At 54.0% G+C, this 18,185-nt stretch carries 19 protein-coding genes; 13 read left to right on the top strand and 6 right to left on the bottom strand.

Annotated features, from left to right (window positions below; translation table 11 throughout):
* Position 1 precedes the first annotated feature (1 nt).
* The gene (rimJ, locus tag WFK85_RS01385) at positions 2-592 is read right to left on the bottom strand and encodes a ribosomal protein S5-alanine N-acetyltransferase (RefSeq protein ID WP_166993744.1); all 591 of its coding nucleotides are present in this window, start codon (positions 590-592) and stop codon (positions 2-4) included.
* Between the two features lie 229 nt (positions 593-821).
* Here rimJ and mdtH point away from each other — a divergent pair, with 229 nt between their 5' ends.
* The 9 genes from mdtH to WFK85_RS01430 all read left to right on the top strand — a co-directional run bounded on the left by mdtH (position 822) and on the right by WFK85_RS01430 (position 7,589).
* Positions 822-2,036: a multidrug efflux MFS transporter MdtH gene (gene mdtH / locus WFK85_RS01390; RefSeq protein WP_166865567.1), complete on the top strand. Its 1,215-nt coding sequence runs from the start codon at positions 822-824 to the stop codon at positions 2,034-2,036.
* Positions 2,037-2,134: 98 nt separating this feature from the next.
* Positions 2,135-2,695 carry a lipoprotein gene (locus WFK85_RS01395; RefSeq protein ID WP_039301825.1) on the top strand — a complete coding sequence of 187 codons (561 nt, stop codon included), beginning with the start codon at positions 2,135-2,137 and terminating at the stop codon, positions 2,693-2,695.
* A gap of 153 nt (positions 2,696-2,848) precedes the next feature.
* Positions 2,849-3,895 carry a dihydroorotase gene (gene pyrC, locus WFK85_RS01400; RefSeq protein ID WP_336707889.1) on the top strand — a complete coding sequence of 349 codons (1,047 nt, stop codon included), beginning with the start codon at positions 2,849-2,851 and terminating at the stop codon, positions 3,893-3,895.
* A 75-nt stretch (positions 3,896-3,970) separates the two neighbouring features.
* Complete coding sequence (dinI, locus tag WFK85_RS01405) at positions 3,971-4,216, top strand: DNA damage-inducible protein I (protein WP_336707887.1); 246 nt, start codon at positions 3,971-3,973, stop codon at positions 4,214-4,216.
* 298 nt (positions 4,217-4,514) lie between these two features.
* Positions 4,515-4,769: a biofilm formation regulator BssS gene (gene bssS / locus WFK85_RS01410; protein ID WP_008453527.1), complete on the top strand. Its 255-nt coding sequence runs from the start codon at positions 4,515-4,517 to the stop codon at positions 4,767-4,769.
* Between the two features lie 129 nt (positions 4,770-4,898).
* Complete coding sequence (gene solA / locus WFK85_RS01415) at positions 4,899-6,020, top strand: N-methyl-L-tryptophan oxidase (protein WP_166993740.1); 1,122 nt, start codon at positions 4,899-4,901, stop codon at positions 6,018-6,020.
* A 46-nt stretch (positions 6,021-6,066) separates the two neighbouring features.
* Positions 6,067-6,180 carry a DUF2770 family protein gene (locus WFK85_RS01420; protein ID WP_071530454.1) on the top strand — a complete coding sequence of 38 codons (114 nt, stop codon included), beginning with the start codon at positions 6,067-6,069 and terminating at the stop codon, positions 6,178-6,180.
* Between the two features lie 264 nt (positions 6,181-6,444).
* Entirely contained in the window at positions 6,445-6,999 is a 555-nt protein-coding gene (locus tag WFK85_RS01425; protein WP_008453530.1) for a cytochrome b, read from the top strand.
* A 17-nt stretch (positions 7,000-7,016) separates the two neighbouring features.
* Positions 7,017-7,589: a YceI family protein gene (locus WFK85_RS01430; protein WP_336707885.1), complete on the top strand. Its 573-nt coding sequence runs from the start codon at positions 7,017-7,019 to the stop codon at positions 7,587-7,589.
* A gap of 32 nt (positions 7,590-7,621) precedes the next feature.
* Here the strand turns inward: WFK85_RS01430 and trhO are convergent, their stop codons facing one another.
* A complete protein-coding gene (gene trhO, locus WFK85_RS01435) occupies positions 7,622-8,674 on the bottom strand; it encodes an oxygen-dependent tRNA uridine(34) hydroxylase TrhO (protein ID WP_008453532.1) in 1,053 nt (350 codons plus the stop codon).
* A gap of 224 nt (positions 8,675-8,898) precedes the next feature.
* Here trhO and WFK85_RS01440 point away from each other — a divergent pair, with 224 nt between their 5' ends.
* The 3 genes from WFK85_RS01440 (at position 8,899) to WFK85_RS01450 (ending at position 11,667) form a co-directional block, all read left to right on the top strand.
* The gene (locus WFK85_RS01440) at positions 8,899-9,822 is read left to right on the top strand and encodes a Kdo(2)-lipid IV(A) acyltransferase (RefSeq protein WP_008453533.1); all 924 of its coding nucleotides are present in this window, start codon (positions 8,899-8,901) and stop codon (positions 9,820-9,822) included.
* Positions 9,823-9,971: 149 nt separating this feature from the next.
* On the top strand, positions 9,972-11,198 hold the full coding sequence (mdtG, locus tag WFK85_RS01445) for a multidrug efflux MFS transporter MdtG (protein WP_166993734.1): 1,227 nt from the start codon (positions 9,972-9,974) through the stop codon (positions 11,196-11,198).
* Positions 11,199-11,292: 94 nt separating this feature from the next.
* The gene (locus tag WFK85_RS01450; protein ID WP_008453535.1) at positions 11,293-11,667 is read left to right on the top strand and encodes a MysB family protein; all 375 of its coding nucleotides are present in this window, start codon (positions 11,293-11,295) and stop codon (positions 11,665-11,667) included.
* 3 nt (positions 11,668-11,670) lie between these two features.
* On the opposite strand, the gene WFK85_RS01455 is transcribed toward WFK85_RS01450, so the two are convergent.
* The 3 genes from WFK85_RS01455 to mdoG all read right to left on the bottom strand — a co-directional run bounded on the left by WFK85_RS01455 (position 11,671) and on the right by mdoG (position 16,060).
* Positions 11,671-11,892: a YceK/YidQ family lipoprotein gene (locus WFK85_RS01455; RefSeq protein ID WP_409450381.1), complete on the bottom strand. Its 222-nt coding sequence runs from the start codon at positions 11,890-11,892 to the stop codon at positions 11,671-11,673.
* Positions 11,893-12,000: 108 nt separating this feature from the next.
* On the bottom strand, positions 12,001-14,532 hold the full coding sequence (mdoH, locus tag WFK85_RS01460; RefSeq protein WP_166993732.1) for a glucans biosynthesis glucosyltransferase MdoH: 2,532 nt from the start codon (positions 14,530-14,532) through the stop codon (positions 12,001-12,003).
* The gene (gene mdoG / locus WFK85_RS01465; RefSeq protein ID WP_166994047.1) at positions 14,525-16,060 is read right to left on the bottom strand and encodes a glucans biosynthesis protein MdoG; all 1,536 of its coding nucleotides are present in this window, start codon (positions 16,058-16,060) and stop codon (positions 14,525-14,527) included. Before mdoG ends, mdoH begins: the two co-directional genes overlap by 8 nt.
* A 295-nt stretch (positions 16,061-16,355) precedes the next feature.
* On the opposite strand from mdoG, the gene mdoC reads away from it, so the two are divergent.
* On the top strand, positions 16,356-17,516 hold the full coding sequence (gene mdoC / locus WFK85_RS01470) for a glucans biosynthesis protein MdoC (RefSeq protein WP_008453541.1): 1,161 nt from the start codon (positions 16,356-16,358) through the stop codon (positions 17,514-17,516).
* A gap of 94 nt (positions 17,517-17,610) precedes the next feature.
* Here the strand turns inward: mdoC and ymdB are convergent, their stop codons facing one another.
* Positions 17,611-18,141 carry an O-acetyl-ADP-ribose deacetylase gene (ymdB, locus tag WFK85_RS01475; RefSeq protein WP_166993730.1) on the bottom strand — a complete coding sequence of 177 codons (531 nt, stop codon included), beginning with the start codon at positions 18,139-18,141 and terminating at the stop codon, positions 17,611-17,613.
* Positions 18,142-18,185: the final 44 nt, after the last annotated feature.

Below are 18,185 nucleotides of genomic sequence, written 5' to 3' on the forward strand. Positions count from 1 at the left end.
TTTAAACTCCACGACCTGGGGTCCAGTCTTGATTAACCAGCGCGGTGAGAACGTGATCCCGCCATACGCCGTCAATCAGCAAATAATCCTTTGCATAGCCTTCTTTTTCAAAGCCCAGGCGCGCCAGAAGGTCGCCGCTGCGCTGATTATGCGGCATATAGTTGGCCATAATGCGATGCACATTTTGGCTACGTTGCATATAGCGAATGGCGCAGGCCAAGGCCTCGTACATTAGTCCCTGCCCCTGCCACTTTTCACCGATGGAGTACCCGAGAAAGCAGGCATGGAAGGAGCCACGCACCACGTTGGAGAAGTTGGCGACGCCGATAACCTCTTTTTCTTCCGGGTCGAGCAGCGCGAAGTAGTACGCGCTACCCTGCTTGTGCATTTCACTTATCATGCCCAGCCTTGCCTGCCAGCCCGAAGGATAGCAGTAGCTCTCATCCCGAACGGGTTCCCAGGGCTTCAGAAACAGGCGATTTTCCGTGTAGTAATCCGCCAGGCGCCAGGCATCTCGCTCATGAACCAGACGCACCACCAGACGGTCAGTCACCAGGCGAATTTTTGGTGCGTTACTGCGGTAGCCAAACATGTTTATCCCACTCCTTCATCCCGGTTAACGAGGCTCATCTTGTTACTATACCTGCGCCTGACCGCCGTGTGAAAACAACAACATGAAGCGACATCACTTTTTTCGATGAAAGCCTTGAATCAAACTCGTTGCACGATAAAAAAATATTGTCCTGCATCAGGTATTAAAAGCCCGAATGCCAAGCGAGAATAAAGACTTGTCGCGTTTAATTAAGTTCCCTGGAGGGGAGATGTCGCGGGTGGCGCAGGCAAGGAGCCTGGGTAAATATTTCCTGCTGCTTGATAACATGTTAGTGGTATTAGGCTTTTTCGTTGTCTTCCCTTTAATTTCCATTCGCTTCGTTGACCAGTTGGGCTGGGCCGCTTTAATGGTCGGGATTGCCCTGGGTCTGCGTCAGTTTATCCAGCAGGGGCTCGGCGTCTTCGGCGGCGCGATTGCCGACAGGCTGGGCGCTAAACCGATGATTGTCACCGGCATGCTGCTGCGGGCCGCAGGTTTTGCCACCATGGGCATCGCCACGGAACCCTGGATGCTATGGCTTTCCTGCCTGCTCTCCGCCATTGGCGGAACACTGTTTGATCCGCCCCGCTCGGCGCTGGTCGTCAAACTGGTTCGCCCTCAGCACCGCGGCCGCTTCTTCTCCATCCTGATGATGCAGGACAGCGCGGGCGCGGTGATCGGCGCTCTGCTGGGTAGCTGGCTGTTGCAGTACGACTTCCGTCTGGTATGCGCCGTCGGTGCCGTAATGTTTGTGCTGTGCGCCGCGCTTAATGCCTGGCTGCTGCCCGCCTATAAGCTTTCAACGATCCGCACCCCAATGCGTGAAGGCATGGGGCGCGTGTTTCGAGATAAACGCTTTATCACCTATGTTCTGACGCTCACCGGCTATTACATGCTGGCGGTGCAGGTCATGCTGATGCTGCCGCTGATGGTCAACGACATTGCCGGTACCGCGTCGGCGGTAAAATGGATGTACGCCATTGAAGCCGCGCTTTCGCTGACGCTGCTCTACCCTATCGCCCGCTGGAGTGAAAGGCGTTTCCGCCTGGAGCAACGCTTAATGGCAGGCCTGGTGCTGATGACGGTGAGCCTGATGCCTATTGGTCTGGCCTCCAACCTGCAGCAGCTTTTCGCCCTGATCTGTACCTTCTACATCGGCTCAATCATCGCTGAGCCTGCGCGGGAAACGCTCAGCGCCTCGCTGGCGGATGCCCGCGCTCGCGGCAGCTACATGGGGTTCAGCCGTTTGGGCCTGTCGCTGGGCGGCGCACTAGGTTACACCGGCGGTGGCTGGCTGTTTGACGCAGGTAAAGCCCTGCAGCAGCCGGAATTACCCTGGGCCATGCTCGGCATTATCGGCTGTATCACCCTTGCCGCCCTGTGGTGGCAATTTAGCCTTAGACCCGTTGAGCCAACGATGCTGGAGCCTGGCGGGCAGGGATAATTTTCTCGTATCATCTTTTTCCGGTAGCCGCTCCCGCCGTGCCGCATTATGCTGATAAAGAAAGGCACGGCATTGGAGCCGCTATTTTGAGGAAGCCTATGAAGAAGATTGTTTTTGCCGCAGCATTGATGCTTAGCGGCCTGCTCTCAGGATGCAACCAGTTAACGCAGTACAGCGTGAGCGAACAGGAAATCAACCAGTCGCTGGAAAAACACAATAACTTCTCGAAGGATATTGGCCTGCCCGGCGTGGCTGAAGCCCATGTGGTGCTAACCCATTTAGTCAGCCAGATTGGACGGGAAGAGCCGAATAAAATCACCCTGACCGGCGATGCCAATCTCGACATGACGTCGCTATTTGGTAACCAGAAAGCCGTCCTGAAGCTCAAATTGAAAGCGCTGCCGGTGTTCAATAAAGAGCAAGGCGCCATCTACCTGCAGGAAATGGAGGTGGTTGACGCTCAGGTCGAGCCGCAAAAAATGCAGACCGTACTGCAGACCATGATCCCATACCTTAACCAGTCCCTGCGCAGCTACTTCAATCAACAGCCTGCATATATTCTGAGTGAAGACCGCAGCACCGGCGAGTCGCTGGCGAAGAAATATGCCAAAGGCATTGAAGTAAAACCCGGTGAGATAATCATTCCGTTAACGGAATAGCCCTTCCCCCTCAGAGCCGTTCATGCGCTCTGAGGGTTTTGCGCAACATGAGCAACATAAGGGGTGCAAACGATAACGTTTCCCCTTATCCTTAGTGCCCGGCATAAAACCAGCCCTTGATGACTGATTTCCCTCTCACGCCGGAGCACATTGATGACCGCATTACCTCAGGTATTAAAAATCCGCCGCCCAGATGACTGGCATATTCACCTTCGAGACGGTGAGATGCTGAAAACCGTGGTGCCTTACACCAGCCAGACCTATGGCCGTGCGATTGTCATGCCCAATCTTGTGCCCCCAGTGACCAGCGTGGAAGCTGCTGCCGCTTATCGCCAGCGTATTCTTGATGCAGTTCCGGCCGGGCAAAAGTTTGAGCCGCTGATGACCTGCTACCTGACCGACACGCTGGATCCCAACGAAATCGAACGCGGGTTCAATGCAGGCGTATTTACCGCCGCCAAGCTTTACCCGGCGAACGCCACAACTAACTCCGCTCACGGCGTAACCAGCACCGCAGCCATCCTGCCGGTGCTTGAACGTATGCAGAAAATTGGCATGCCGCTGCTGGTACACGGCGAAGTCACCCATGCTGACATCGATATTTTCGATCGCGAAGCGCGCTTCATTGAAACCGTCATGGAGCCGCTGCGTCGCCAGCTACCTGAGCTGAAAGTGGTGTTTGAACATATCACCACCAAAGATGCCGCCCAGTATGTGAAAGAAGGCAACTCGCTGATTGGCGCGACTATCACGCCACAACACCTGATGTTTAACCGTAACCACATGCTGGTGGGCGGGATTCGTCCGCACCTTTATTGCCTGCCGATTCTAAAACGCAGCACCCACCAGGAAGCCCTGCGCGAGCTGGTTGCCAGCGGCTGCGATCGCGTGTTCCTCGGTACCGACTCTGCGCCACATGCCCGTCATCGCAAAGAGGCCAGCTGCGGCTGCGCCGGCTGCTTTAACGCGCCTTCTGCGCTGGGTGCCTATGCGACGGTACTTGAAGAAATGAACGCGCTGCAGCATTTTGAAGCCTTCGCTTCGCTGAACGGCCCACGCTTCTACGGCCTGCCGGTCAATGAAGAGCACATCGAGCTGGTTCGCGTCACTGAGAAAATGCCAGAACTGATTGAAGCCGGCGACGACAGCATCGTGCCGTTCCTGGCGGGTGAAGAGGTCGTCTGGTCCGTTAAAGGCTAAATTTTTCAACGCCCCCTGTTGCTTACTGGAAACTAAGCCTGTATAAATATCCAGTATATTGTACAGGGGGTCGTTATGCGTATTGAAGTCACTATAGCCAAAACCACACCATTGCCAGCCGGGGCTATCGATGCCCTTGCCTGTGAGCTTTCCCGCCGTATCAATCAACATTTCCCCGACACCAGCAGCGAAGTGCAGGTACGTTATGCCTCCGGCAATAACCTCTCCGTGCTGGGCGGTGCCAAAGAAGACAAAACGCGAATCAGCGAGATCCTCCAGGAAACCTGGGAAAGCGCTGACGATTGGTTCTCTGCCGACTAATACCCTCAAGTATGTTGGTACTTTTTGCCGGGTGTCGCCATCCGGTTTTTTTATTTCCCTCGCCGATTTGATTATTTTTTAAACGCCGCTAAAGTCTTTCCTGCCTTTCTTTCCGATTACATCGGAATAGCCTGTCGATTTATTGTTCGCTTTTCTCGAATAATGTGGAAAAAGTGTTACCAGGTAATTATTTCATCCCCATGACCGCAAGAGTGTTGATATACTTAAGTCGCTTCACGATAAATCACGCATGAACCTCACTAGTCGTTGTCTTTAAACACGTATAAAAGGGGTTATGATGGAAAAAAATAGTGATGTTATTCAGACTCATCCCCTCGTCGGATGGGATATCAGCACCGTCGACAGCTACGACGCCATGATGCTGCGCCTGCATTACCTGACATCCAATAATCAGAAGCACGATGAAACCGAAATCGGTCAGACCCTCTGGCTGACCACCGATGTCGCCCGGCAATTTATTTCCATCCTTGAGGCCGGGATAGCCAAAATTGAATCCAGTGATTACCAGGAAAGCGATTATCGCAAGCATTGACGACACATGCTTAACAATGGCCACAGGCACCCAACGGGGTGCCTTTTTTATTTTAAGCGTCACCGTCAATTGCATCGTTCCGGTGAATTAATTACCCTGCTACAGATAATTTTCCACAGAGAAAAGCTTATGAACTACGACCTCATCATTGTCGGCAGCGGCTCCGTCGGTGCCGCCGCAGGCTGCTATGCCACACACTCGGGCCTGAAGGTACTGATGATCGACAGCGGCCACCCGCCGCATGACCAGGGCAGCCACCACGGCGACACTCGCCTGATGCGCCATGCTTATGGCGAAGGTGAAAAATATGTCCCGTTGGTCCTGCGAGCACAAAAACTGTGGGATGCCCTGGCGGAAGCCAGCGGTGAGAAGCTCTTCCACCGCACCGGGGTCATTAACCTGGGGCCATCTGATTCGCCCTTTATTCGCAATGTCGCCTCCAGCGCAGAGAAATTTTCCCTGCCGGTTGAAACCCTGGACGCCGCCGCCATTGCCGCCCGCTGGCCGGAGATTGCTGTGCCTGAAAACTACGTCGGCCTGTTTGAGACGGACTCAGGCGTGCTGAAAAGCGAGCTGGCCATCGAAACCTACATCAACCTTGCTAAGCAAGGCGGCAGCGCTCAGCTTTTTAACTGTAAGGTGACGGCGATCCGCCACGGCGACGAAGGTGTCACCGTCGTGACTGAAGAAGGTGAATATCACGGGAGCAAACTGCTGGTCAGCGCGGGGACCTGGGTTACCAAACTGCTGCCGGACCTGCCGATCGCGTCGGTTCGCAAAATCTTTGCCTGGCACCAGGCCGATGGGCGCTACAGCGAGAACAACAAATTCCCGGCGTTTACCGCAGAAACACCCAACGGAGATCAGTATTACGGCTTCCCGGCGGAAGACAACGAACTGAAGCTGGGCAAGCACAACGGCGGGCAGCTGATTGACTCCCCCGAGCAGCGTAAACCCTTTGGCGCCGTCGCCAGCGATGGGTCTGAAGTCTTTCCGTTCTTGCGCGAATTTTTACCCGGCATCGGCTGCTGCCTGCACGGTAAAGCCTGCACCTATGACAATTCGCCGGATGAAGATTTCATCATTGATACTCTCCCCGGCCATGACAACACCCTGATCATTACCGGGCTGAGCGGACACGGGTTCAAATTCGCCTCCGTTTTAGGCGAAATTGCCTGCCAGTTTGCTTTGGGTCAAAAACCTGCCTTTGATTTATCCCCGTTTGTACTTTCTCGCTTCAAAACCGCGTAGAATCCCCGAGTGGCGGGCATTTCCGCCACTTTTCCTTGGGGCCATCATGATTCGCTTTTTTCAATTTTTAACCAACAATATTCGCGAACACTTTATTCTGTATCTTTTTCTCTGGGCAATACTTGCACTTCTCGATCTGGCTTATATCTATTTCTTTTGATTATTCAGACTCCTGTTACATTGACAATTATTGACGTAAAATTAATTAAATATAGTTTTAGCGCAAATAATTAACCGTCAATAAATACTCTTCTCAATCAAAAACGATCATATTCATTCGACTCTACTGAACGCCTGCCGCGAGTGTTATTCAAAAAAACAGACATACAATAAATATATATCGAAATACGGATATTTATGTTGATCTGCTGTTAACAGAACGCCTATGTTTTAGCTTCTTTAGAAAATACATGGACGCATAAATATGCAATGGCGAAACTCATCCGAACGCTATGGACATTTTTCGGTTCTCCTTCACTGGCTGGTTGCCGCCACGGTTTATGGCATGTTCGCACTCGGACTCTGGATGGTGACGCTGGGCTATTACGACGTCTGGTACCATAAAGCACCAGAAATACATAAGAGCATCGGCATCTTGTTAATGTCTGCTCTGGCTATTCGTATTCTCTGGCGCTTTATATCGCCTCCGCCGCCACCGTTAAAAAGTTATTCACGTCTGACGCGCATCGGCGCGCTTACCGCACATATTTTGCTGTATGCATTATTGTTCGCCATTTTGCTGAGCGGATATCTGATTTCAACGGCTGACGGTAAACCCATTAGCGTGTTTGGCTGGTTTGATGTGCCCGCCACGCTAACCGACTTCGGGGCGCAGGCCGACCTTGCCGGGACAGTTCATCTCTGGCTGGCGTGGACCGTGGTGATTGTTTCCGTTCTACACGCTCTTGCAGCCTTAAAGCACCATTTTCTAGATAAAGATGCCACCCTCAAGCGCATGCTGGGGAAAGCATCCCGTTAACTATGGAGAGTAAGACAATGAAGAAAATCCTGCTGGGAGCCACCTTAGGCGCTCTGTTATTCACCACCGGCTCCGCCGTGGCCGCTGACTATAAAATTGATAAACAAGGTCAGCATGCGTTTGTGAATTTCCGTATTCAGCATCTCGGCTATAGCTGGCTGTACGGTACCTTCCGTGATTTTGACGGAACCTTTACCTTCGACGAGAAAAACCCTTCGGCAGATAAAGTCAACGTCACCATCAACACCACCAGCGTGGATACCAACCATGCCGAACGCGACAAACACCTGCGTAGCGCAGAGTTCCTCAACGTGACTAAGTTCCCGCAGGCTACCTTCGCCTCAACGGAAGTGAAAAAAGACGCTGAAGCTTTAGATATTATCGGCAACCTGACGCTGAACGGCGTGACAAAGCCGGTTACGCTGAAGGCTAAGCTGATTGGTCAGGGTAACGATCCATGGGGCGGCGTGCGCGCGGGTTTTGAGGCCGAAGGTAAAATTAAGCTGAAGGACTTCAATATTACTCAGGATCTGGGGCCAGCTTCTCAGGACGTTGATCTGATTATTTCTGTCGAAGGCGTGCGTCAGTAAAAAGACTCCCCCGGCGAACCGGGGGAATGTTATTACTTCTCGGGGTCAGGAATACCCAGCGTGGTATTCAGCATCCCACGAGATTTATTAAAGATCTTATTCCCGTTTTCGCGGCCTGCCCGGCGGCGGCGCTGTTCTTCTGGAGATAGCGCCAGCTCATCACGGCAAACTTCACTGCAGCAGCCAGAGAATTTTTCAGCACAGGCCGGACACTGAATAAACAGCAGATGGCAGCCGTCATTTTTGCAGTTGGTGTGGCTGTCGCACGGCGTTCCGCACTGATGGCAATGGGCGATCACATCGTCAGATATACGCTCTCCCATACGCTCATCAAAAACAAAGTTTTTACCGACAAAGCGCACCGGCAATCCTTGCTCACGCGCGCGGCGTGCATATTCAATGATCCCGCCTTCAATGTGATACACATTTTTGAAGCCGTTATGGCGCATCCAGGCGCTGGCTTTTTCACAGCGAATGCCGCCGGTGCAATACATGACAATTTTCTTCTCTTTGTCATCCTGCATCATATCCACGGCTTTCGGCAGCTGCTCACGGAAGGTGTCGGCCGGAATTTCGACGGCGTCCTCGAAATGCCCCACTTCGTATTCATAGTGGTTACGCATATCGATAAATACCGCGCTCGGATCGTCGAGCATGGCGTTCACTTCCGCAGCCTTCAGATATTCCCCCACGTCACTTGCGTCAAACGTAGGGTCATCAATACCGTCAGCAACAATACGGTCGCGTACCTTCATGCGCAGCACCCAGAAGGATTTACCGTCATCTTCCAGCGCAATATTCAGGCGCAAATTATTTAAGGCCGGGTGGAAGGCATAAATCGCTTCGCGCAGGGCATCAACGCGGCTTTCCGGGACGCTAATCTGAGCGTTGATCCCTTCATGCGCCAGATAGACGCGGCCAAACACGTTCAGGCTCAGGAATAGCTGATACAGAGCATCACGGGTCGCCTGCGGCGTTTCGATAGTGAAATATTTGTAGAATGAGATGGTCGTGCGCGGCTCGGTTTCGGCAAGCATGCGCTCGCGCAGCTCCTCATTCGATACGCGGTTGTGTAACACTGGCATGGTGTTCGCTCGCAATCGTTGAAAAAAAGTGGGCTGCATCATAAAGCAAATAACGCTTATTTACATCCCCACGTTTTACGCTACATTTTGCTCACTCAAAGGCATCTGCGGCAACAATCGATGAAATATCAGGCACTCCGACGCCGCGTATTTTGGCTCTGCGCTAAAAAATGCCACAATGGAATGATTAGAAGATCCGGCAATTGCCGTCACAAAGGTTTTACATGACGAACTTACCGCAATTCTCCCGTGCATTACTGCACCCGCGCTATTGGCTCACCTGGCTGGGCATCGGCTTTTTATACCTGCTGGTGCAGCTCCCCTACCCGGTGCTTTATCGCATCGGCTGCGGGCTGGGCCGGCTGGCAAAACGCCTGATGAAACGTCGCGCGAAAATAGCCTACCGCAATCTTGAACTCTGCTTCCCGGACATGAGCGAGGAAAAACGCGAGCAGATGGTGATCGCCAACTTCGAGTCAGTCGGTATGGGGCTGATTGAGACCGGCATGGCCTGGTTCTGGTCTACGGAGCGCATCAATAAATGGTGCCACTACGAAGGCGTGGATATTGTTAAAGGCATCGAGAAAACGGGCCAGGGCATTTTGCTGATTGGCATTCACTTCCTGACGCTGGAGCTGGGCGCCCGTATTTTCGGCATTAAAACGCCGGGCATCGGCGTTTACCGCCCAAACGACAACCCACTGCTGGACTGGCTGCAGACCTGGGGGCGCATGCGCTCCAATAAGAGCATGATTGACCGCAAAGATCTGAAAGGCATGATCCGCGCGCTGAAAAATGGCGACATCATCTGGTATGCCCCGGACCACGATTACGGCCCGAGAGGCAGCGAGTTTGTGCCGTTCTTTGCCGTTGAACAAGCTGCGACCACCACGGGAACCTACACGCTCGCCAAACTCTCCGGCGCCTGCGCCGTGCCGTTTGTTCCGCGTCGCCTGCCGGGCGGCAAAGGCTACGAGCTGACGATTATTCAGCCAGAGCTGAACCCACCGCTTGACAGCCCGGAAGCAACGGCACGCTGGATGAACAAAATTGTAGAGAAGTGCATCCTGATGGCACCGGAGCAGTATATGTGGCTGCACCGCCGCTTTAAGACGCGCCCGGAAGGCATGCCCGACCGTTACCAATAACGCTTAACAGCCGCCTTTTCAGGCGGTTTTTTTTTGCCGTAGTTTGATCGAAAAAGCCCTTTGATTTGCCAGCCCAATGCCAACAGGCGCATAATTAGCAGAGTAATAATTCCCTCTCTTCTCTTTGGCACTGGCAACTTCGGAGCGGTATGACTCCCCCTGACAGCACTATCAACTGGAAGCGTAATCTGGCCGTCGTCTGGGTTGGCTGCTTCCTGACCGGCGCGGCATTCAGCCTGGTCATGCCGTTCCTCCCGCTTTACGTTGAGCAACTCGGCGTCACCGGCCATAGCCAGCTGAACATGTGGTCCGGGCTGGTCTTTAGCATTACCTTCCTGTTTTCTGCCGTGGCATCCCCTTTCTGGGGTGGGCTTGCCGACCGTAAAGGCCGAAAACTTATGCTGCTGCGTTCCGCGCTTGGCATGTCTGTCGTCATGCTGTTGATGGGTCTCGCACAAAACATTTGGCAATTTCTGGCGCTTAGGGCCTTACTTGGCCTGCTGGGTGGGTTTGTGCCGAATGCCAACGCGCTGATAGCCACTCAGATACCGCGCCATAAAAGCGGCTGGGCACTTGGCACGCTGTCTACGGGAGCGGTCAGCGGCGCGCTGCTAGGCCCGCTGATGGGTGGCCTGATGGCGGACAGCTACGGGCTGCGCTCGGTGTTCTTCATCACCTCGCTGGTGCTGTTTATCTGCTTCGTGATGACGCTGTTTTTTATTCGCGAGTCGTTCACGCCCGTTTCCAAAAAAGACATGCTGCACGCCCGCCAGGTACTCACCTCATTAAAAAATCCCCGCCTGGTACTGAGTCTGTTTGTCACCACGATGATCATCCAGGTTGCCACCGGTTCTATCGCGCCTATCCTGACGCTCTACGTGCGCGATCTGGCCGGTAACGTCAGCAATCTGGCGTTTATTAGCGGGATGATTGCTTCCGTGCCCGGCGTAGCAGCGCTGATCAGTGCCCCAAGACTCGGCAAGCTGGGGGATCGTATCGGGCCGGAAAAGATCCTGATTGGTGCGCTGGTAATTTCCGTTTTGCTGCTCATCCCGATGTCGTTGGTACAAAACCCGTGGCAGCTCGGGGTCTTACGCTTCTTGCTCGGTGCCGCCGACGGGGCGCTGCTCCCTGCCGTGCAAACGCTGCTGGTCTATAACTCTTCCAGCCAAATCTCGGGCCGGATTTTCAGCTACAACCAGTCCTTCCGCGATATTGGCAACGTCACCGGCCCGCTGCTCGGCGCCGCCGTTTCCGCCAGCTACGGCTTCCGCACCGTATTCCTGGTCACCGCCAGCGTGGTGCTGTTTAACGCCCTTTACTCATGGATGACGCTGCGCCAGCCTGCCGAACGACTCCGTATTCCGGGGGAATAAATCTCCGACTTGCAGATTTGCCAACAGCGTCAACAATTAACTGGAAATCGTAACGGAGCAGCCGCTCCCCGACCTTTGCCACAAGGAGATAACCATGAGCATGTATGCAACCCTGGAAGAAGCCATTGATGCCGCGCGGGAGCAGTATCTTGCCGACAACCCGAGCGTGGATGAAGAGAGCGCCAGCGTCGAGCAATTCAATTTCCAGAAGTACGTTTTGCAGGATGGTGACATCATGTGGCAGGCCGAGTTCTTTACCGACGACAGCGAGGAAGGCGAATGCCTGCCGATGCTCAGTGGGGAAGCGGCGCAAAGCGTGTTTGACGGTGATTTCGATGAGATTGAACTGCGCCAGGAATGGCTGGAAGAGAATACGCTGCACGAATGGGACGAAGGTGAATTTCAGCTCGAGCCGCCGCTGGACACCGAAGAAGGTCGCACGGCGGCAGACGAGTGGGATGAGCGCTAGCCGTTATTCATACGGCCCGTGGCTGGCGTCAATCGGCAACAGCAAAGTGTCAAAGATCAGCGAAAACGGCAGGTCGAGCACGGTAATATAGCGCCATGCGCCCTCGCGTACATCCCAGCGCACGCCGGGGTAATATTGGTTCCCGTGCCCTTGCCCCGGCACCGTCCGGCTAATAATGCTGCCGCAGCCGCTTAGCAGAAACGCCATCATCAGTACCGCAATTATTCTACCCACACATGCACTCCTGTTCAGAACGCGCTGAGTATAACCATCGCCGAATAAAAGGCAAAAAAATGCCGACCCTAAGGTCGGCATTATCACTTCTTTAAGGCCTTACTTTGCCGTCAGCGCCAACGGGTTTAGCTGCAGCTTTCTGTAGCTCTCCACCCAGGAAGAATAACGCTCCGGGTTCGCCCACACGCGGTAATGCAAGCGCGACATGGTCATCGGGTCGCTCAGCAGAACCAGGCGGCGGTCGCGGTTGAGTTTGTCCGGCGTTTCGTTCAGCGCCTGCTCAACGTGACGGTCGCGGGCAATCTCCAGCACCAGACTCTTACGGTGACGAGCCGTGGCCATCGCCGTGCTCAGGGCGTTAAACGACGGGTTAAATACCGCGTGCATAAAGCCATCGTCCAGCGTACGGCTGCGGTTCAGCTCCAGATAGTTCTCGGTGTCCACCAGCACCTGCGGCGGGGAATACTCTTCCGGGATCAGGAACAGCTTCCAGCGCTTGGTGCGCAGGCCGAGGCTCGCCCGGCTTGAAAGCACGGAGACGAACGGCGACAGGATCAGCGAGAAGACAATCGGTGCCAGCCAGAACAGGAAGCGCAGATCCAGCCAGGCCATGCCCACTGCCCAGACCAGGCCCAGCAGCAGCTGAGAGCCGTGGCGCATAAAGGCTTCACCCCACGGCGTGGAGTCATCGTCACGCTGCGGCGAGTTCCAGACCACTTCCCAGCCCAGGAACGCGCTGACCACAAACACGGTGTGGAACAGCATACGCACCGGTGCCAGCAGCACGGAGAACAGCACTTCAAGCAGCAGTGAACAGGTCACACGCAGGAAACCGCCATACTCTTTAGAGCCTTTGCACCAGATAAGAATGATGCTCAGCAGCTTAGGCAGGAACAGCAGAACCATGGTCGAGGCAAACAGCGCAATCGCCAGCTCAGGACGCCACTGCGGCCAGACCGGGAACAGCTGTCTAGGCTGGAGGAAGTACTGCGGCTCGGTCAAAGCGTGTACAACCTGCAGCGCGGTAGAGAGCGCCAGGAACATAAACCACAATGGGGCAGACAGATAGGACATGACGCCGGTCAGGAACACCGCGCGGTGAACCGGGTGCATCCCTTTCACCAGGAACAGACGGAAGTTCATCAGGTTACCCTGGCACCAGCGGCGATCGCGTTTCAGCTCGTCCAGCAGGTTCGGCGGCAGTTCTTCGTATGAGCCAGGTAGATCGTAAGCAATCCACACGCCCCAGCCGGCACGGCGCATCAGCGCGGCTTCGACGAAGTCATGGGAAAGAATCGACCCGGCAAAGTTACCTTCACCCGGCAGCGGGGCCAGCGCACAGTGTTCAATGAACGGCTTCACGCGAATAATGGCGTTGTGGCCCCAGTAGTGGGATTCCCCCAACTGCCAGAAGTGCAGGCCCGCAGTAAAGAGCGGCCCGTAGACGCGGGTAGCAAACTGCTGGCAGCGCGCATACAGCGTGTCCATGCCGGAGGCTTTGGGCGAAGACTGAATAATACCGGCCTTCGGGTTCGCTTCCATCAGGCGCACGAGGTTGGTCAGGCAATCCCCGCTCATGACGGAGTCGGCGTCCAGCACCACCATGTAGCTGTACTGGTTCCCCCAGCGACGGCAGAAGTCATCGATGTTGCCGCTTTTACGCTTCACGCGGCGACGACGACGGCGATAGAAGATCTGCCCTTCACCCTGCACTTCCGCAATCAGCTCCATCCAGGCTTTTTGCTCCGCAACGCAGATATCCGGGTTGTAGCTGTCGCTCAGGATATACACATCGAAGTGCGCCTGCTGCCCGGTGGCTTTGACGGATTCCCACGTCGCACGCAGGCCGGCAAACACGCGATCGACGTCTTCATTACAAATCGGCATGATAAGCGCGGTACGGTGCTCGGGGTTGATGGGCTCGTCCCCCACCGTTGACGCAGAAATACTGTATTTGTCTTTGCCCATCAGCAACTGCAGGAAGCCCATCAGCGCGGTCCAGAAACCGGCAGAGACCCAGCAGAACAGCACGGCAAACAGGATCAGGATGCCGCTTTGCAGAATGTACGGCAGCAGCTGCATAAAGGAGACCCACAGATCCTGGCCCCCCATGTCCGCCGGGTTAATCAGCGCCCAGCCCTGGTACGGAAGGATCGTCTTCATGTACCAGGTTGCGACCACGGTTTGGGCCAGCGTGAGGATCAGCAGAATGTAGCGGCGAATCGTGCCGACGGTACGCCATTTCTGCTCAGAGGCCTCTTCTTCTTTAGACGCGAACTTAGACTTCGTTTCACGCCCAAGCAGGCGATCCCAGAAGCGGCCAATCGGGTTGGTACGCCACGGGTCCGGGAACATAGAAGCACGCGTCGCTTTCGGCATAGCCTGAAGCTGGGTGCGCCCTTCATCATCGGTGATCAGCTGTTCGCCGCCGAGAGAACCCGGCCAGCTCGCCTCGAGACGAGCTTTTACCGAAGCCAGAGGAGAATCATCCGCTCGTTCAAAGTGGTGATGCTGCGCATCAAGCGCCTCATGCACCGCCTGAAGATCGGACGCAGGCAAAGCCGCCTTCTGCTCAGCAGAAAGCGGGAGTGCTTCGATGTAGTCAGGCGAGAATTCAGTAGACTTATTCATTGGCAGGCAGCTGGTAGCTCCAGGTTTCACTCAATGTCTGCTCGCCGTTAACCAGCGCAGCACGCATATCCGTCGTCTTCTTCTCGTCTTTCAGCTTCACGCGCAGCGTTAAACGCCAGCCTTTGTTGACCGGGTTATAGCGCACCTGGCTGTCAACGATCTCACCGTTATCGCCAATGCTGGTCTGTGCGGTGACCGGCGTGTCGGCTGGCAGTTTTTTCATCTCTGCCCCGGTAAAGTCCACCACAAACGCAATGGTGCCGTCCGGCTGGCGGATCAGGTTAGACTGCTTCACATCCCCGGTAGAACGGCGAGTTTGCAACACATACGCGTTATCCGGCGCATGCATTTTGTCTTCGTCGCGGCTAAAGGTGATGGTGTACTTAAAGTTCATCTCTTTGCCTGGATCAGGCAGCTGATCCGGCGTCCAGTAAGCAACGATGTTGTCATTCGTTTCATCGTTGGTTGGGATTTCAACCAGCTCTACGCGGCCTTTACCCCAATCCCCGACCGGTGCAACCCACGCGCTAGGGCGCTGGTCGTAACGATCGTCTAAATCTTCAAAGCGGGAGAACTGACGACCACGCTGCAGCAGGCCAAAGCCGACCGGGTTTTCCGTAGCGTAAGAGCTAACGGCCAGGTGTTTCGGGTTGTTCAGCGGACGCCAGATCCATTCCCCGTTGCCGGCGTGAATAGACAGGCCGTTGGAGTCATGCAGTTCCGGGCGGAAATTGGTGGTTGGTGAAGGCTGATTTGGCCCGAACAGGAACATACTGGTCAGCGGCGCAACGCCCAGCTTGCCTACTTTGTCACGCAGGTAAACTTTCGACTGCACGTTCACCACGGTATCGCGTCCAGGGGTGATAACGAAACGATAAGCCCCGGTCGCTCGTGGGGAATCAAGCAGTGCATACAGGGTTAACGTTTTATCCATTGGCTTTGGACGTTCAATCCAGTATTCGCGGAAGCGAGGGAACTCTTCACCAGACGGTAAAGCAGTATCAATCGCCAGTCCTCGGGCAGACAGGCCATACACCTGGCCGGCGCCAATTACGCGGAAGTAACTCGCTCCGAGCATGCTGACAATTTCGTCGTTCTTATCTTTGCTGTTGATCGGATAGAGCACTTTGAACCCGGCAAAACCGAGATCTTTTACGGTATCTTTATCGTGCTTTACATCACCGAAGTTAAAATAGTCCGGATTGTATTTGATCTGGTGCACCGCGGTGGCGGTCACTTCGTTGATGGTAACCGGCGTGTCGAAGTACATACCCTGATGGTAGAACTCGAGCTTGAATGGGGTCTTGATGTTGCTCCAGTAAGCTTTGTCGTGATTAAACTGGATCTGCTGGTAGTCCGCGTATTTCATCTCGCGGAATTGCGAAGGCAGGTTGCTTTTCGGTGCTTCGTAGCTCTTGCCCGCTAAGGTTTTCGCCTGTTTTGCGACATCGTCGATAGTGAACGCCCAAACCGAGGTGGTATAAAGGGACAACATTACCGCAGCGCCAAGCCAGGACACTTTCATCATATTTGCTTTATGTTTCATATTAACCAGCACATCCCCCTTTGTGTGCTTAAATCAATCTATCCATTTTAATGGAAAGTTTTGCTTTCCGACAACCAAATCACCGCTTTGTTCAGCGTACTGGCTCAGGGTTTAAGCAAAATAAAGACAACTGCTTACGCTTTAAGAGTTCATCCTGGCGACAGGATGACATGCTTAGTGTAGGGTTGCCACGAATATGTAGACTGAACTGGACTTTTAGCCTGATGGGATAGGGTCTTAAGGATAAGACGAATAGTCTGAAAATGTCTGGAGTATTATGAGTAACGCACCGCAACAACGTGAGTTTTTCCTGGATTCTATTCGTGCATGGCTGATGCTGTTGGGCATTCCATTCCACATTTCGCTCATCTATTCGAGCCATCACTGGCACGTCAATAGCGCAGAACCCTCCGCGAGCCTGACGCTGTTTAATGATTTTATTCACGCGTTTCGTATGCAGGTGTTCTTCGTTATTTCTGGCTATTTTTCCTACATGTTATTTCTGCGCTACCCGCTGAAACGCTGGTGGACAGTGCGCGTAGAGCGCGTCGGCATCCCGATGCTCACCGCAATACCGCTGCTGACCCTGCCTCAGTTCATGATGCTGCAGTACATCAACGACAAAACTGGCCTGTGGCATACGCTCACCGGCTATCAAAAATACAATACGCTGGTGTGGGAGCTTGTGTCTCACCTGTGGTTTTTACTGGTCCTGGTGATATTAACGACCCTGGGCATGGTTTTGTTTCAAAAAATTAATAATTTTATAATTAGAAACGAACAGAATAATAATTCACCAATTACCCTGGGAAAACTCTCACTTTTATTTCTCGGCTTCGGCATTTTATACGCCGCTATTCGCCGGACTATTTTTATTATCCACGCGCCGTTATTAAGCGACGGGCTGTTTAATTTCGTGGTGATGCAAACGCTGTTTTATCTGCCGTTCTTTATGCTTGGCGCGCTGACATTCAAACGCGAGTCGCTGAAAATCCTGTTCACCACGCCTTCACGCTGGAGTCAGGTGGGCGCGGTCTTTGCGTTTGCCGCCTATTTATTAAACCAGCGCTACGGCAGCGGCGATGCCTGGATGTACGAAACGGAAAGCGTGATCACCATGCTGATGGGGCTATGGATGGTCAACGTCGTGTTTTCGCTGGGCTATAAAATGCTGAATTTTAAATCCGCGCGAGTGACCTATTTCGTTAATGCATCGCTGTTTATCTATCTGGTACACCATCCGCTCACGCTGTTCTTCGGCGCGTTTATCACGCCGCACATCACGTCCAATATTTTAGGTTTCTTCAGCGGGCTGGTCTTTGTAGTCGGCATCGCGCTGCTGCTTTACGAGCTGCACCTGCGCATTCCCCTGCTTCGTTTCCTGTTTTCAGGCAAGCCGAAGGAGAAGGCGGCGACGCCACAATCATTTGCGGGATAACACACTAAAGGCCGGGTATGAACACCGGCCTTTTTTATCTCTGCGACAGAAATCATAGCGGCCACAGATTGAAGTTTTATGAAGCAGTCGTGATTTATTTATGACACTCAGCCGCAATATGCTGATAAATCTGCGTGTTCTCATCATCAAAGCAAACAAATACCACGCGCTCCGGCAGCGGGCGCAGACCAATGTATTTGTAAGCAACATCCCACGCTATGCGTGCGGCCTGCGCTTTTGGGAAGCCATACACGCCGGTGCTGATGGCCGGAAAAGCAATTGAGCGGTAGCCGTTAGCGGCGGCTAAATCCAGGCTGTTACGGTAGGCCAGTTCCAAAAGCTCGGCTTCGTTCTGCTCGCCGCCGTGCCAGACTGGCCCCACGGCGTGAATCACCGCTTTTACCGGAATGTTCCCGGCCTCGGTAATCACCGCCTGACCCGGGGGGCATTCGCCCTGCAGCTGGCGTACCGCTTTACAGGCTTCCAGCAGCGCAGGTCCGGCGGCGCGATGTATCGCCCCATCCACTCCCCCACCGCCCATCAGCGAAGGGTTTGCCGCGTTGACGATCACATCGACCTCAATCTGCGTGATGTCTCCCTGGACGACCTGTATGCGTTCACTCATTAACCATTCTCCAACTGTACTTTGCCGTAGTCTATTCTCGTCAG

The sequence above is a fragment of the Cedecea sp. VD22 genome, from assembly GCF_037150195.1.
Lineage (GTDB): Bacteria > Pseudomonadota > Gammaproteobacteria > Enterobacterales > Enterobacteriaceae > Cedecea.